This is a genomic window from Belnapia sp. (genome assembly GCF_059504005.1).
Window position 1 is genome coordinate 1 of sequence record NZ_JCACHU010000173.1, and the last position, 14,968, is coordinate 14,968.

Consider the following 14,968-nt stretch of genomic DNA (forward strand, 5'->3'; position numbering starts at 1 on the left):
CACGATCCTGAACCGCTTCAAACGACGACGCCCGGCCATTCAGCAACAGGCTCTCGGGGGGCGAAAAAACGCCCTGTTGGTGTGCTCTGTCATGCCTTTCTCTCGCAGCCGGCAGGTCCCACTGTTGTGCTGCCGATTAGCCGCGTCATGTTGGATCCGGCGGCTTTGCCACCAACTCTGAGAGCCCGTTTCAGAATGATTTCGGAACGTCCGAGATGGGTGGTGAGCGGACTCAGCCCTCCGTAGGTGCTGGCCTCGCCAGAGCCTATGCGTGGGCGGGGCGGCCGCGCTTCCAGGGCACCGCACCTTCGCCCCCGGCTCCATGGGAGCACTTTGCTCCGATGTCGGACGGCGTACCGGTGGAGCAGCCTCGCGCTCTAGCCTAAGGCCGGGCGCCTCGACTGAACATTCTGCTCGGCTTCGTCATAAAGGTATGCTGCGCGACAGTCCGCGATCGCAGGCCGGACAAGGGGAATGATCCTGCGGGCAAACAATGGTTGCCGCGACCTGCTGCGAACGCGCAGGCTGCACATCGTGGCTCGAGGCAGCCTGCGAACGCCAGGACAGGTGGCAAGGCGCCAAGCGGCACGCCGCCGCCCTTGGCCGGCCAGCGTCGCCGGCCGGTCCGGAACTTGGCAGGAGCGGGCGAGGAGCATTTCGGTGCGAACGGGAGGACGATATGCTTCAGCGCAGGCAAATCCTCGCCGCATCTGCAGGCGCCCTGACGGTCCACGCCATCGCTCGGGCCGAGGATATGCCGGGCGTCACAGCGACCGAGATCCGCATCGGCAACACCATGCCGTACAGCGGGCCAGCCAGCGCCTACGGCGTGATCGGCCGCTGCCACCAGCAGTTCTTCAGAATGGTCAACGAGCAGGGTGGCGTCGCCGGCCGCCGCATCGTCTTCCTCAGCTACGACGACGGCTTCAGCCCTCCGAAGACGCTTGAGCAGGTGCGCCGCCTGATCGAGCAGGACAGAGTCGCTTGCCTGTTCAATCCGCTCGGGACGGCGACCAACAGCGCCATCCAGCGCTACCTCAATCAACGTGCAGTGCCGCACCTGTTCCTTTCCACCGGCGCCGACAAATGGGCCAACCCCAGGGAGTATCCTTGGACCATCGGCTGGCAGCCCAGTTTCCGCACCGAGGCACAGATCTACGCCAAGTACCTGCTGCGGCAGCGGCCGGACGCCCGGGTCGGCCTCCTCTACCAGAATGACGACTTTGGGAAGGACTACATCGCCGGCCTCCGGGACGTGCTCGGCGCGCTACGGCGATTTGGTACGCGAGGCCGGCTACGAAGTCACGGACGCCACCGTCGACAGCCAGATCGTCGCGCTGCGCGACGGCGGTGCCAGTGCACTGGTCACGGCGGCCACACCAAAATTCGCAGCGCAGGCGATCCGGAGGGTGTCCGACCTGGGGTGGAGGCCGCTCCATTGCCTGTCCTATACCTCATCCTCGATCGCTGCGGTCATGGAGCCTGCGGGCGTCGCGCGCGGTACCGGCATCGTCACCGCGATGTTCGTCAAGGACAGCACCGACCCGGCCTGGGCCAACGACCCCGGCCTGAACGAGTGGCGCGCCTTCATGGCGCGCTACATGCCGGAGGGCGACCTGAAGGAAGGCTTCTTCATCTACGCCTATGCGGTGGGGCAAACCCTGCTGCAGGTCCTGCAACAGTGCGGGCAGGACGTCAGCCGCGTGAACATCATGCGGCAGGCGACGAGTCTGAAGGGCTTTGTGGCAGCGACGTTGCTGCCCGGGATCGCTCTCGACACTTCGCCCACGAACTATCGACCGATCCGCCAGATGCAGTTGGCACGCTGGACCGGCGGAACCTGGGAACGATTCGGCGACATCATCGAGGGCGCCAATGTCTAGGGCGCGTCGGACTCCGCGGTAGCAGGCCCGCCGGCCGGGCTACCGCGGGAGTGGGCGGGGAGCGGACATACGCCTGGACCGGGCGGCTGAGGATCAACCACGGGCGATTGCAGCGGCCTGCTCCAAGCTGATTACGTTTACGAGAGGATCGGCATGGCGGTGTGCAAGCTTCCAGTCGCCTCCCACGCGGCGACAGACCAGGGTCACGCGCAGAGACCAGTCCTGTTCGGGCAGGCCGCCGACCTCGGCCCGCTGCCGTTCGATAACCACGAGGACCACCATATCCCCAGAGGCGAAGCTTCGCACCACCTCCAGTTCGGTCTTGCCGGCTCGGAAGAAGCGCGCCATCACGCTCAGGCGCTCACTCGACGCGTCGAAGCCGTGCGTCGGCGCTCCGCCGAATGGCGCCATGAGCGTGTAGTCGTCGGTGTGGCTGATCAGCGCGAGATAGCCCGTCATGTCGCCGCGCATAAAGGCGGCGTTGGCCAACCCGCACCGCTCTACAAGCGCGGCTACCTCCGCCTCAGTGACGTCTCGTTGCGCCATGTCTTTCCCCTCGGGCGCCCGAAGGCTTAAGCCGACAGGCTTCTCTACGACTCCGGGCACCCGGCTTGGAAGCCGAGAGTCGGCGTCGGGTCGGAACCAGCCGTTGCGGTGGCATTCTGAAGCGGGCTCTGAGAAGCCTCAGCTACGGGATACGTTAAAGCGCCAGTTCTGCCGAACGAGGCAAAAGGCCGCAGCATGGCCAGCAAATCCGGGACTCCACTGCAGAGTCGAAGTGCTACGCCAGCCTTCTGGCCGCAGTGCCCCGTTCGGTCACTTTTCCTTCCTCAGGTTTTGCGCCATTCCTGCCAACAGGCCATCGAAACAGCGCACCAAATCAGAAATCATATAAAACACAGCACTGTATTTTTTCATCATAGCAAACGATTATCGTTTAAAATTGCGACTCTTAAAAACCAGGGATGGGTATGTCATGGTGGAGCACTGTTCCAAATGGCTGCTTCGAAGGTGTTATTTAGTGCTGCTCTTGCTAGCAGCCGCTGGATGCAGCGAGGCGACCAACCGGTTGCTGCAAATGACAACCGCACCGTCCGGCTTTTCCGCCGATACCTTTAGTCGGGAGGGTCTGATGAGCGGTGCGACCACAACTGAGACAGCCTGTCGCGCACTGCCGGACGGGCTTTGGGTCAGCGCTGGTGACCGGCATGAATGTCTGCGCTACGCCCAAGGTGGAACACTGGGATCGGGTCGCACCGCGTTAATCTACGTCCCAGGCGACCCGGGTGGCGCATCCTACGGCTACCTTGGTGGCATACCGGTCATCCAGCGGGCCAGTGAGTATTATGAACTATCGCCGGAGACGCGGGACTATGGCGCCGATGCACTGAGTGGCGCCATGGGCGGGATGCCAGTGATCCTGATGGCGCGACCCGGCATGCATGGATCTTCCGGCAACCACGCGCGAGACCGGCATTCCAAGATGGAGGTCGCGTTGCTGAATGATGCGTTGACACAGCTGCAGCAGCGCTACAGGTTTGCCGGACTTACGCTGTTTGGTTTCTCCTCGGGTGGAGCCATCGTTGCAAACTTGCTAAGCCTGCGAACCGACATCCGCTGCGCGGTGATTGGCTCGGCGCCGCTCGACTTTGCCCAGTACTACCGGCGACAGGACGGGCAAACCTCGGACTATTTCGCAGCGCATCGCGACGACTTGGCGGACCCCATGCGTTCGGTCGGCAGCATACAGTCAAACGCGGACATCTTTGTGATCGGCGATCGCCGCGACCGGAACGTGCCCGCTGATGCCTGGGAATTGTGGGTGGCTGCTGCCAAGCGCGCCGGCCTTCACGCCTTTAGTGCTGAGGTCGCCGGCTCTGAACGCACCGAATTGGGCGGCAGCATCGAAAGCCATCATCACACCGCAAGCCGCGGCATGGAAATAGCACATGCTTGCGCCACGGGCGTGCCGGCCGACCGACTGCTCCAGGCATTGCGGTCCGGCACGCCCATTCTCCAGCCGAAGGGCAGGCGGCTCAGCGGGCCGGAAATCGTGGCCGTCTTCGGTGGGCGAAGCTTACGCGCAACCGAATGGTTTCCGAGAAGAAATGTCTTAAGTCGTTGGAGGGAGGATGGGGTGGTGTCCTATTTCGATCTGTACCGCGGGGAGCGGCGCCTGGCAGACTGGCGCTGGCGGGTTGAAAATGATCATCTCTGCACCACTCGGCATGGCTGCGGCGAGGTGCTCTCGGATGGCCGCTTCTTGCACCTAGTGAGGGGAGAGCCGCTGCAACTCCGTGTAACCTTCGTCACGGCGCCTCCTGGCCTAGTGCCGCAGAACGCCGAGCGGCGCTGACGGCTGTTGCGCCGTGCTGGCCAGTGGCGGCTAGCCGAGCTTGACGCGATGCTATCGCAGTGGGCGCGATCCGTAGGTGCGTGCCCGCTCCGCCCATCGCACCCGCTCAGCCTCGATATGTGCACTAAACTCAGCTGGACCATCGGCACGCGCGACCATTCCAAGAGATTGCAAGCGTTCGCCGAAGCCCGGGTTAGCCGCGATCATGCGCACATCGCTCGCTATTTTCTCCAGCAAATCGCTGGGCATGGATGCGGGACCAAAGAAGCCAAGCCGCCCCTCGAAGGTCAACTCTGGGAAACCTGCCTCGATCGCCGTGGGCACATCCGGCGCAGCGGGTGAGCGCCTCGGATTAGCGATCGCGAGCATGCGCAATCGGCCGACCCGAGCCTGAGGCAGCGCCGCCACTAACGGCAGCATCAATGTATCAATACGCCCCTCCGCCAAATCGTGCAGTGCAGGCGCGGGCGCTCGATAGGCGATGTAGTGCATATCTAAGGCATGATGGCGCACGAAACCTAGAAAACTCATGTAAATATCGCCGGCACCAGCAGCCCAATTTAGCGCTCCAGGTTGCCGTCGTGCCAACCCAACGAGATCGCCAAGGCTGGCCACGGGCCGCTTCGGTGTTGCAACAACTACCGCGAAATCCTCAATTCCTGAGGAGATCGGCGCCACATCACCTGGGTCAAACGGCAGCCGGTCCTGCAGCAACGGCGCAACCGTAAGCGCAGCGACAAAAGAGAATAGTAAAGCGTGCCCGTCGCGTTGCGCCAGCAGATGCGCGACCGCCAGCGTTCCATCCGCGCCGGGATGACTTTCGACTGGCGTAGCCTGACCCCATTGCGTCATCAGTCGGTCAGCATAGAGCCGTGCTGCGACATCCGGCGAAGAACCAGGGGCACCGGCGCAGATCAGACGCACAGGGCGGCGGGGCCAAGCATTGGCGGCCGTCCGTTGCGCGGCTGCGGGCAGAACCGCCCAAACTGTGGCGCTCGTCGCAAGACCAAGCGCCTGGACGCGGGTCAGCATGGCCTAAGATCCGAGCCGGGCTAGCACCGCGGCTAACTCCGCCTGCCGGTGCACGCCGATTTTCTCGAAGATGCGGTGCAAGTGCAGCCGCGCGGTGCCTTGGGAAATGCCAAGCGAGGACGCCAGCGCGGGCACCCCCTCACCTGTGGCCGCGCGCGTGGCAACCTCCGCCTCAGTCCGAGTCAGCCCGAAGGTTTTGCGAAGCAGGGCTGGAGGTGGGGATGCTGCTCGCTGGTCGGGATCGGTCACCAGAAGAAGTGCCATAGCGAGCGGAGGCAAGCCAGCTGCGGCCGCGCGAGCGGCACTTAGGGGAACTGCAGTGACCACGAGGGGGGGCTTGGGAAATGGGCGGGATACGCAGAGCTGCCCATTAAACGGCGGATTCCCACCCGGATTGAGCACCATCGCCGCGATCAGATGACGGAGCTGGATAGTCTCTGCGGGCTGGTCCGCTCGTAATGCGCTGCCATCGCTGAGATCGACCCGCAGCCCGTCTCGCGCGGCGAGGAGGGCGGTTCCCGCTGCATTGGCCAGACGCACAGTTGCAGCCGCGTCCACAAGGAAAGCCACTCGCGGTAGTCGTTCGAGTGTTTCGGTCAAAGCGCGCCGCTCGCCCTCAGCTTCGGTAAGGCGAGCATGGACCATGACTGCGCGCCGCAAGTGCGGTGCGAGCCGTGAAAAATCTTCGGCGTCCTCCGTGCTGAACTCGCCTTCCTTTCCCGTGCGCAGCACGCAGACGTTGGCAACAGCACCAGATGCGCCGCGAGCGGCGCGCAAATTGATCAGCGAGCGCAGACCCTGCGGCCGCAAACACTCGTCATAAAAGGCCGTTCGCAGGAAGTCGGCCTTTGGCATAAGGCTCTCAATGGTGAGCACACTGCCGATCGGATAGGCTGCCGAGCGCAATGCTAATTCATTACGTCCCCCATATCGCTCCACGTAGCGGGTCATATAGGCGGGATCAACACCAACATGGACGATCCTGGCGGGGCAGCGTGGTCCGACGATCCCCAGGACAGCAGCTGATCCGCCCAACAGCCTAGCGACGTTAGCCAGCACCTCATGCCAGTCGCAAAGCCCTGCAGCTGCGTCGTACAACTGATCGATGAGAGCGTCGGGTGGTTCACGTGCGGCCGACATGGCTTTGAGCCGTGCTGCAACCGGAAGCAGCTTTGCCAATGAGCCACACGGATATCCGAGTCACCGGCTTCCAGGCTGGCTTGGTACACATGGTAACCTCCAGCATTGCATGGCATGGCATGCCTAGGCACCTTGAGCGCGACATTAGTTCTCCTCGAAGGCCACCTCGGTCAAGCTCACTTGACGCTTCATGTTTCTTAGGACGTATTCCTCCCTATGAAACTAACTGTAAAGTCTCATTACGAAATCGCACACCTGGTGGTTGTAAGAACTCGAACCCTGACCGGGATAGTAGTTCTGCTTACAACATCGAGGTGTACCATGACGCATCCGGCCGTCAGGGGCGAGGTGACACGGCGAAGGCCAACGCTGAACCTGGACTACTAAACCCAAGCGCCTCATCGCTGCCGCTGGACTACATTACCGGCGGGCCGCTTCTAGGCGGGCAGGTCAGTTCAGGACGCATGCTCTCACGCGTCGGTCGTCACCCCACGCTGCCAAGCCACGCCCGCCTCGTCCATGAGCAGACGTCCTGCCGCCTCGCTGTCTGCCCACTCGGCCCGCAACTGGCCCTGGAACACGACGCGCTGAATTCCTGCCTGGACCAGCGAGGCTGCACATGCCGCGCATGGCGGATGGGTGATGTAGGCCGTGCATCCAGTGAGCGACACCCGAGCGCGCAGCTGTGGCGACCGCATTGGCCTCGGCGTGCACGGAGAGGAGCAGCTTCGTTGGACGATCGGCAAGGCGCTCTGGTAGGTCGGTCACTCCGCGCGGGAAACCGTTGTAGCCAGTAACCCGGACCCGACGATCGTCGTCAACCACGGCGCAGCCGACCTTGGTCGTGGCGCTCCTGCTTTGCCACCTTAAGAGTGTATCGATCAGCCGAGTTGAGGACCAACCGGGCGCAGGAGGGGGTGTTTCTACTCCTTCGACATAGGCACCCTCGCCTACTCCCTGGCTGGCGTCTAATCGAGGGTCAGAAGATCTGCACTCGCTATCTCAGGTGGTCGGCAATCAGAGGTCTATGTCCGCTACCTGGGAGGCTGCCCAGCCATTGAGATGTCGGGGATGGGCGCGAGTCCGAAGTCCCGCCCGGGCCGGCTCTCGTCCCAGGCGGATGATGTGTCGCGGCTTTGCGCGCGGATCAGATCTCGGTCGCTTCAGACAACGTCAGCGCATCCTCGACATCGACGCCGAGATACCGCACCGTGCTCTCGAGCTTGGTATGGCCGAGGAGGATCCGCACAGCCCGCAAGTTGCCCGTACGCTTGTAGATGAGCGCGACCTTCGTCCGACGCAGACTGTGATTGCCATAGGCTGACCGGGCGAGGCCAGCGGCTTCGACCCAATCGCAGACCATGCGAGCATACTGGCGGGTGCTGAGGTGCTCCCCCGTCCTCGCTCGGCTGGGAAAGACATAGTCGTCGAGCACGCCGCCGCGGTGGTTTAGCCAGGCGAGCAGGCTATCGCGGGTCCCTTCGGTCAGCTCGAATTGCACCGGCTGGCCCGTTTTCTGCTGGGTGATCGTCGCACGGTGGCAAACGGTGGCATTCACGACCAGCTGGCCGATCTGTAGGCGAACGAGATCACAGCCCCTGACCTTGCTGTCGATCGCCAAATCGAACATCGCCAGGTCGCGGATACGCTGCTCGCGTTGGAGATATAGGCGGATGGCCCAGACCTGCTTCGGCTTGAGGGTCGGCTTGGGACCGATGAGGCGACCCTTGTTCCACGCCACGACAGGCCGTGTACGTGGCAGCGGGACCTTTGATTGCTGGCGTTGCACGACGCCTCTCCTGAGCCGCGGGATCGCGGCACGAGGTGAATGGCGTCGGAGCTCGAGAAGCTGGCCGGAGGCAGTCAGGCCGCTGCCCGGGGCCGATCTGCCGAAAACAGACATGCGCCGATCGCAACCCGACCAGCCGGTTTCGCCCCGGAGCTGACCACAGACAGTTGTAGATGCTGCGAGGGGCAGCTGAGGCTACCCCTCCCAACCAACCCGCGCCGCCGTGGTATACGATTTGACGCTGTGTGCGATCCGTCCCAACGGGTGACGCGAGGGTGCAATGAGAACGGCTCTCCATCTATTGGGCTGCATGGGTCGGAGGAATGCCCTGGCGCTGCTGCCGGCGATGATGATCGGCCCCGCCATGGCAACAGGCTCCGATGACGCCAGGTTGATCGCGCCCGGCGGTGTGCTGCGCGCCGCGCTCATCGCGTCCAACCCGGTGCTGGTCGCACGCGGCATTGAGGGCGGGCCACCAGGGGGCGTCACGGTGGAGTTGGCCGAGGCGCTGGCGCGGTACCTCGGCGTGCCACTGCGCCTGCTCCCCTACGACAATCCAGCTAGCTACAACGGGAGCATCGGCCGTGATGAGTGGGATGTCGGCCTCGCCGCCCGGGACCCATCCCGTGAGGCCGTACTCGCCTTCAGCCGGCCCTTCATGGAGGTCGATGGCGGCTACGTCGCCCGGCCCAGCACAGGGCTACGGCGTGCCGACGAGGTCGACCGGACGGGCCTGCGCATCGCGGTCGCGCAGGGCTCCGCCCCCGACGCCGTCCTGACACGGTCCATTCGTCAGGCAACCCTCGTGCGCATTCCCGGCGGCGAGGCGGCGGCGCGGGCGGCTCTCGCCGAGAACCGGGCCGACGTCTACGCCGACAATCTGCACATCTGTCACCGCATTGCCGATGCGCTGGCAGGCGCGGGTGTCCTCGGGGGTCGGTTCAGCACGGTGCGTATGGCGGTCGCTGTGCCGAAGGAGAACGCCGCGGCGCTGTCCACGCTCGACCGCTTCGTCGAGGCAGCACTCCGCGACGGCCTGGTGGCAGGTGCCATCGCTCGCGCTGGACTGCGCGGGGTCCGGCCAGCGACGGGAGCCTGACGCCAGCCGCGCTACGCCACCTGGGAGCCTGACCTGGGCAAAGGTCTGGAAACCGCCCTTCTCGGTCGGTCGAGGCTGGAGCCTCTACACCGGCATACGGGAAGTCCCCTTCGCTCCGCCGACGACCGACATGGGCGCTGAGCAGCCGTGGCCGGTGGTGGCCTAAGTTGGCCGAAAGCGGCAGGTCCGCTGTCTGGAGGCGCATCCGACACAGCGGCCGCGGGTAGGGCGGGCCGAACTGGCTGCTCCCGACCTCAACCGGATCTTGGCACCGGAGTCCCGCGACGGGTAAGCCCCTCGCCATCGGGGCAGTCAGGTCGGTGCGGAACCCCTGACTTCTGTGCCCATTGCTGGGCGAAGGGGGTTGCGGATTGCACCTCGGCATGGGCGAAGGCTAGCCTAGCAAGGCAACGAGGCTACGGGGGACGTAACAGTGCCCGACGAACCTATGGCCGCCGCCCCGCCACCGCCGCCCGCCACCCTGCTCGGGATGATGACGGGCTACTGGGTCTCGCAGGCCCTGTACGTCGCCGCCAAGCTGGGCGTCGCCGACCTCCTCGCCGACGGGCCACGACCGGTCGATCATCTGGCCGCGGCGGCCCAAGCCGATGCCGCCTCGCTCCGGCGGGTACTGCGCGCGCTGGCGAGCGTGGGCGTCTTCACCGAGGCGAGCCCTGGCGTCTACGCGCTGACGCCCCTCGCGGCGCTGCTGCAAACCGACACGCCGGATTCCATGCGTTCGCTCGCCATCATGTACGCGGAAGAACAGTACCGAGCCTGGGGCAATGCGCTGCACAGCGTGCGGACGGGGAAGACCGCCTTCGAGGACGTGTTCGGCATGAGCTACTTTGCTTACCTCGCTCGGAATCCCGAGTCCGACCGCACCTTCAACCAGGCCATGACGGGCTGGACGGCGCAGGTAGTCGAGGCCGTTACCGAGGCATACGACTTTTCGACCTTCAAGACGATCGTGGACGTGGGAGGCAGCTACGGGACGCTGCTCGCCGCCGTCCTTCGCGGCAACCAGAGCGCGAGCGGGATCCTGTTCGACCAGCCGCACGTGGCTGCCGCCGCGGGGCCGCACCTGGCGTCCGCGGGCTTGGCGGATCGGTGCTGGGCTGTAGGAGGGGACTTCTTCACCGAGGTCCCGGCGGGCGGGGACGCGTACGTGCTCTCCCAGATCCTGCATGACTGGGACGACAAGCGCAGCATCGCTATCCTCCGGCAATGCCGCCGTGCGATGCCGCCGCATGGGAAGCTCCTCGTGATAGAACTTGTCTTGCCGACGGGCGAGGAGCCGTCGTTCGGAAAGTGGCTCGACCTCCACATGCTCGTGCTGTTGGGCGCGCGCGAGCGAACGGCCGAGGAGTACAGGACATTGCTCGATGTGGCGGGCTTCGACCTCGCTCGCGTCGTTCCCACGAGGGTCGGGCAGGCCATCGTGGAAGCCGTCCCACGCGGTGGCGCTGCGCATAAACCTTGATGTCCGCACCGCCAGTGACCAAGGGCTTGAGGCAGCCGCGCGGTTTGAACGTCCGCTTGCCACCGAAGCCGGGCATCGATCTGCCGAGAAACCATGTCCGCTTTCAAGGAGGTGATAACGGCGAGTGGACGGCCGAGTTGGGCGCTGAGCAGCCTCAACGGGCCGCACACGTATGTCTGCTTCCCACCAATTCTGTTGAAAAAGGCGCTGTTCGGACCTGCCGGATCGAGGCCCCGCGACCGTGGCAGATGGCGATTGCCGCCCCGGCGTTCAGCCAGCGGGCGCTGGCGCTGGTAGCGGGATCAGCTTGGCCAGCTCGCGGAGGTTCTGGGCCGCCGCCGCCAAATAGAACTCGTCGCGGGCACCGTTCGGGCCCCGCAGTCGCAGGCGGGCCAGACCGAGGATGCGCTTGAGGTGGGCGAATAGCATCTCGACCTTCTTTCGCTACCGCCTTGAGACCGCGTAGGCCTCGGTCTCGGCGATGTCGCGCGCCATGTCGCGGGCGCCTTCGTGGATGGAGCGCAGGATCTTGCGGGCTGGCCGGTTCGGACAGCAGCGGGGCTTCAGCGCGCAGACGCCGCAGTCGTGCTTGGTGGCGCGATACCGCATGAGGCCGTCGGCATCGACGCCGTGCCGGGGCCGCGCGAACTGGCGCCGGTAGTGCAGCAGCTCCTTGCCGGCCGGGCAGATATAGAGGTCGCGCTTGCGGTCATAGATGAAGTCGGAGCGGCTGAAGGTGCCATCCTTGCGCTCCGACTTGTCGAACACCGGATATGCGGCTCGATGCCCTGCTCGTGGGCCAGCCAGCCCAGCATGGCCGCCGAGCCGTAGCCGGTGTCAGCGATCAGGCGCTCGGGCCAGAGGTCGAAGGTCTCGGCCGTGCGGGTCAGCATGGTTTGCGCGGCGCCGACCTCGTCCTGGCGTACCGCCGTGGTGGCCTCGACGTCGACGATCACGGCGTGCTCGGCGTCGATCAGATAGTTGTCGCAGTAGGCGTAGCAGGCCGGGCCAGCGGCCGCTGCCGTCCAGCGCGCAGCCGGGTCGGTGGGCGAGACGAACTTCGGCGGCACCTCGGTCGCCGCACCGAAAGCGGTGTCGTCGAGCACGGCCAGGTACTCGTCCACAGCGCGGCTGGCGTCCGCTGTGTTCAGCTCCTCGCGGCGGGCAACGCCCTTCTGCCGGTTCGCGTCCGCCCGGATCATGCTGGCATCCACCACGAAGCCCTGGCCGCCAACAATGCCCTCCGCCATGCAACGGCGCACCGTTGCCTCGAACACCTGACGCAGCAGGTTGCTGTCGCGGAAGCGGCCATGCCGGTTCTTGGAGAAGGTGGCGTGGTCCGGGACGGCGCCGTCCAGGCCAAGGCGGCAGAACCGACGATAGGCGAGGTGCAAATGAACCTCTGCGCACAGCCGCCGCTCGGACCGGCTGCCGCAGCAGTAGCCGATCAGCAGCATGCGGACCATCAGCTCGGGGTCGACCGAGGGACGGCCGATTGCGCTGTAGTAGGGCTCGAGCTGCCGACGGATGTCGCTCAGCGCAACGAAGCGGTCGATCGAGCGCAGTAGGTGATCGGTGGGGACGTGCTCCTCCAGGCTGAAGCCGTAAACAGCGCCTCCTGCCGGACCTGCCGCTCGCCCATCATGGCCGTACCCTCCGCCACCAGGAGGACTGAACAGCGGCAGCGCAGCGCCTCAACCGACCTTTTTCAACGGAATCGGCCAAAAGCGGACTATCGGTTTAGCGGTGCGGGACGCGAAAAGCGGACATATGTCTAGCTTGCCGCCAATAATTGGCTGGGGACGGCAAGTCGTTTCTCAAGTGGCAGTCGAGGCGGTTGCCGACCGAACCTTCTCCAAAGGGCGGCGCCTCCGGCCACATTCTGATGGCTCATTTCGACCGTGGTGGGCCAAGCTAATATGCGGTCCGGGCAAACCGGGCCGGTCCACCTCTGCTATCCAGATAAACCCTGAAGCTGGTGGCAACTAAAACGGGGAGGCGCCCATGCTCGGCCTGATGCAGCAGCATCCCCTGCTGCTCTCATCCATCATCGCCCACGCTGCCCGCCACCATGCGGAGGCAGAGGTGGTCTCAAAGCTACCGGACGAAACGCTGCACCGCACCACCTATGTCGAAGTGGAGCGGCGCGCTCGCCGCCTGATAGCCGTGCTGCGTGGCCTCGGGGCGCGTCCAGGCAATTGTGTGGCATCCATGGCTTGGAACAATTTCCGCCACCTGGAGCTCTACTACGGCATCTCTGGCATGGGGGCGGTGTGCCACGCGGTGAACCCGCGCCTGGCGCCGGACGACATCGTTTTCATCATGCGGGACGCCGCCGATGGCTTGTTATTCGCCGACTTGGCCTTCGCCCCACTGGTGACGCGGATCGCTCCGGAACTGCCCGAGCTGCGTGCCGTGGTGATGCTTTGCGACGCGGCGGAGATGCCGGCGGACCTTATCTTGCCCTCGGGCGTTGCCCTGTACGCCTACGAGGCACTGATACGCGAGGCGCAGGAAGAGCCGGCCTGGCCGAGCTTCGACGAGGAATCGGCCTGCTCGCTCTGCTATACCTCGGGCACCACCGGGCGGCCAAAGGGCGTGCTCTACAGCCACCGCGCTTCGGTGCTGCATGCCTACGCAGCTAACATGGCCGAGAATCTGGCCTTCCGCGCCACGGATCGGGTTCTGCCCGCCGCCTCCATGTACCATGCCGCGGGTTGGGCCATCCCCTATTGCGCACCCATGGTGGGCGCCGCGTTGATCTTGCCCGGACGGCACCTGGACGGCACCTGGACGGCGCCAGCCTGTCGCGGCTCCTGAACGAGGAGCGGGTCACCTTCGCAGCCGGCGTGCCGACCATCTGGCTCGGAGTCCTGCAGCACTTGCAGGCCAGCGGCGAGCGCTTGGCCACGCTGCGCCGGGTGGTCAGTGGTGGCTCCGCCGTACCTCGGGTGATGATCGAGAAGCTCGCAGCCCAGGGCGCAGAGGTACAGCAGGCCTGGGGCATGACCGAGACCGGGCCGCTTGTCGCCATGAATGCGCCGAGGCCCACCACGCTCGGTTTGTCGCCTGAAGAGGCAATGCGCCTCCGACTGAAGCAGGGCCGCGCTGTCTGCGGCACCGACATCCGCATCGTGGACGCGGAGCGACGCGAACTGCCCTGGGACGGCGTGGCTTTCGGCGACCTGGAGGCACGTGGCCACTGGGTCTGCCGCGAATACCTGCACCGTGGCTCCGAAGGTGCCGCCGACGCCGAGGGCTGGTTCCACACGGGCGACGTGGCCACCATCGACCCGAACGGCTATGCTGAGATGGTCGACCGCTCCAAGGACCTGATCAAGTCGGGGGGCGAGTGGATCTCTTCCATTGCGCTGGAGAATATCGCCGTGTCCCACCCTGACGTGGCGGAGGCGGCCATTATCGCCGCGCAGCATCCAAAATGGATGGAGCGGCCGCTGCTGTTAGTCGTGCCGAGGCCTGGCCATGAGGTCGATCCCGCTGGCGTGTTGGCGCTGTATGAAGATGGCACGGTGGCGCGCTGGTGGCTGCCAGATGCGGTGGTGGTGGTAGACGAGTTACCGCACACCGCGACCGGCAAGCTGAACAAACTGGCCCTGCGGGCGCAATACGGTGATTACCTATTGCGGTAAGAGGCCATGGACTGAGCAGACCTCGACCTCGAGATGGGACGTGCTTCTCCATGGCGCCAGGTTGCGCCGTTCCGGCGGCGCCCGCTTCCCGCTGGCCGCCTCTCTCGGTCAGCGGGGGGCCGAGCACGCTTAGTCCGCTTTCAGGAAGCCGGGCTCGTCCAGATGGCAACCGACGGACTACTTCCGCCGTGTCACCTCAACCCAAGTACCTGACCAGCGAGCGGCTACCAGGTCAGTGGCGTTGCGCACAAATGGCGCTTACGGCGCTGCTTGTAACCACAATGACCCTTATGCGACATCGGATGCCGGTCGCTGCGCATGCCTTCCATGCAAGGGCCCAGCGCAGGAACTGCCGGGAAGCTAAAAGCGCAATGGTCAGTGCGCGAATCAAGGGCTTGCAGTCGTCATCGGAAATGCAGAGTGCTCCGGCTGCTGCTCCGCTCTGGACGGTCGCTGCCTGACCACCCGTCATGTCGTCATGAAGCGCCTCACCACATTCTCCAGCAGGCGGGAGACCGGCCCGGCAAAGGCCCGGC

General features: G+C 65.0%; 10 protein-coding genes and 3 pseudogenes. 7 read left to right on the forward strand and 6 right to left on the reverse strand.

From position 1 onward, the window contains the following. Positions 1 to 796 precede the first annotated feature (796 nt). Positions 797 to 1,207, forward strand: a pseudogene (locus AC5JJ1_RS27505) (ABC transporter substrate-binding protein); the annotation flags it as partial. 7 nt (positions 1,208 to 1,214) lie between these two features. Beyond that, a complete protein-coding gene (locus tag AC5JJ1_RS27510) occupies positions 1,215 to 1,883 on the forward strand; it encodes an ABC transporter substrate-binding protein (RefSeq protein WP_495788317.1) in 669 nt (222 codons plus the stop codon). Between the two features lie 93 nt (positions 1,884 to 1,976). Here the strand turns inward: AC5JJ1_RS27510 and AC5JJ1_RS27515 are convergent, their stop codons facing one another. Continuing rightward, entirely contained in the window at positions 1,977 to 2,372 is a 396-nt protein-coding gene (locus tag AC5JJ1_RS27515; protein WP_495788318.1) for a YybH family protein, read from the reverse strand. Between the two features lie 487 nt (positions 2,373 to 2,859). Between AC5JJ1_RS27515 and AC5JJ1_RS27520 the strand changes: the two genes are divergently transcribed. Then, the gene (locus AC5JJ1_RS27520; protein WP_495788319.1) at positions 2,860 to 4,239 is read left to right on the forward strand and encodes an alpha/beta hydrolase family protein; all 1,380 of its coding nucleotides are present in this window, start codon (positions 2,860 to 2,862) and stop codon (positions 4,237 to 4,239) included. Between the two features lie 51 nt (positions 4,240 to 4,290). On the opposite strand, the gene AC5JJ1_RS27525 is transcribed toward AC5JJ1_RS27520, so the two are convergent. From AC5JJ1_RS27525 to AC5JJ1_RS27540, 4 genes and pseudogenes are all read right to left on the reverse strand, one after another. After that, a complete protein-coding gene (locus AC5JJ1_RS27525; protein WP_495788320.1) occupies positions 4,291 to 5,271 on the reverse strand; it encodes a Bug family tripartite tricarboxylate transporter substrate binding protein in 981 nt (326 codons plus the stop codon). 3 nt (positions 5,272 to 5,274) lie between these two features. Further along, a complete protein-coding gene (locus AC5JJ1_RS27530) occupies positions 5,275 to 6,222 on the reverse strand; it encodes a helix-turn-helix transcriptional regulator (protein WP_495788321.1) in 948 nt (315 codons plus the stop codon). A 659-nt stretch (positions 6,223 to 6,881) separates the two neighbouring features. Further along, positions 6,882 to 7,296, reverse strand: a pseudogene (locus tag AC5JJ1_RS27535) (deaminase). 262 nt (positions 7,297 to 7,558) lie between these two features. Next, positions 7,559 to 8,200, reverse strand: a complete 642-nt coding sequence (locus AC5JJ1_RS27540) for a tyrosine-type recombinase/integrase (protein WP_495788322.1) — start codon at positions 8,198 to 8,200, stop codon at positions 7,559 to 7,561. 346 nt (positions 8,201 to 8,546) lie between these two features. Here AC5JJ1_RS27540 and AC5JJ1_RS27545 point away from each other — a divergent pair, with 346 nt between their 5' ends. Together AC5JJ1_RS27545 and AC5JJ1_RS27550 are read left to right on the forward strand one after the other, a co-directional pair. Next, positions 8,547 to 9,299: a transporter substrate-binding domain-containing protein gene (locus AC5JJ1_RS27545; RefSeq protein ID WP_495788323.1), complete on the forward strand. Its 753-nt coding sequence runs from the start codon at positions 8,547 to 8,549 to the stop codon at positions 9,297 to 9,299. 448 nt (positions 9,300 to 9,747) lie between these two features. Further along, positions 9,748 to 10,782 (forward strand): methyltransferase, encoded by a 1,035-nt coding sequence (locus tag AC5JJ1_RS27550; RefSeq protein ID WP_495788324.1) that lies wholly within the window; start codon positions 9,748 to 9,750, stop codon positions 10,780 to 10,782. Positions 10,783 to 11,052: 270 nt separating this feature from the next. On the opposite strand, the pseudogene AC5JJ1_RS27555 reads toward AC5JJ1_RS27550, so the two are convergent. Beyond that, positions 11,053 to 12,427, reverse strand: a pseudogene (locus AC5JJ1_RS27555) (transposase). A 359-nt stretch (positions 12,428 to 12,786) separates the two neighbouring features. Between AC5JJ1_RS27555 and AC5JJ1_RS27560 the strand changes: the two are divergent. Continuing rightward, positions 12,787 to 13,602 carry an AMP-binding protein gene (locus AC5JJ1_RS27560; RefSeq protein WP_495788325.1) on the forward strand — a complete coding sequence of 272 codons (816 nt, stop codon included), beginning with the start codon at positions 12,787 to 12,789 and terminating at the stop codon, positions 13,600 to 13,602. Beyond that, positions 13,515 to 14,432, forward strand: coding sequence for an AMP-binding protein (locus tag AC5JJ1_RS27565; protein WP_495788326.1), 918 nt, complete (start codon positions 13,515 to 13,517; stop codon positions 14,430 to 14,432). Before AC5JJ1_RS27560 ends, AC5JJ1_RS27565 begins: the two co-directional genes overlap by 88 nt. The last annotated feature ends 536 nt before the right edge of the window (positions 14,433 to 14,968 follow it).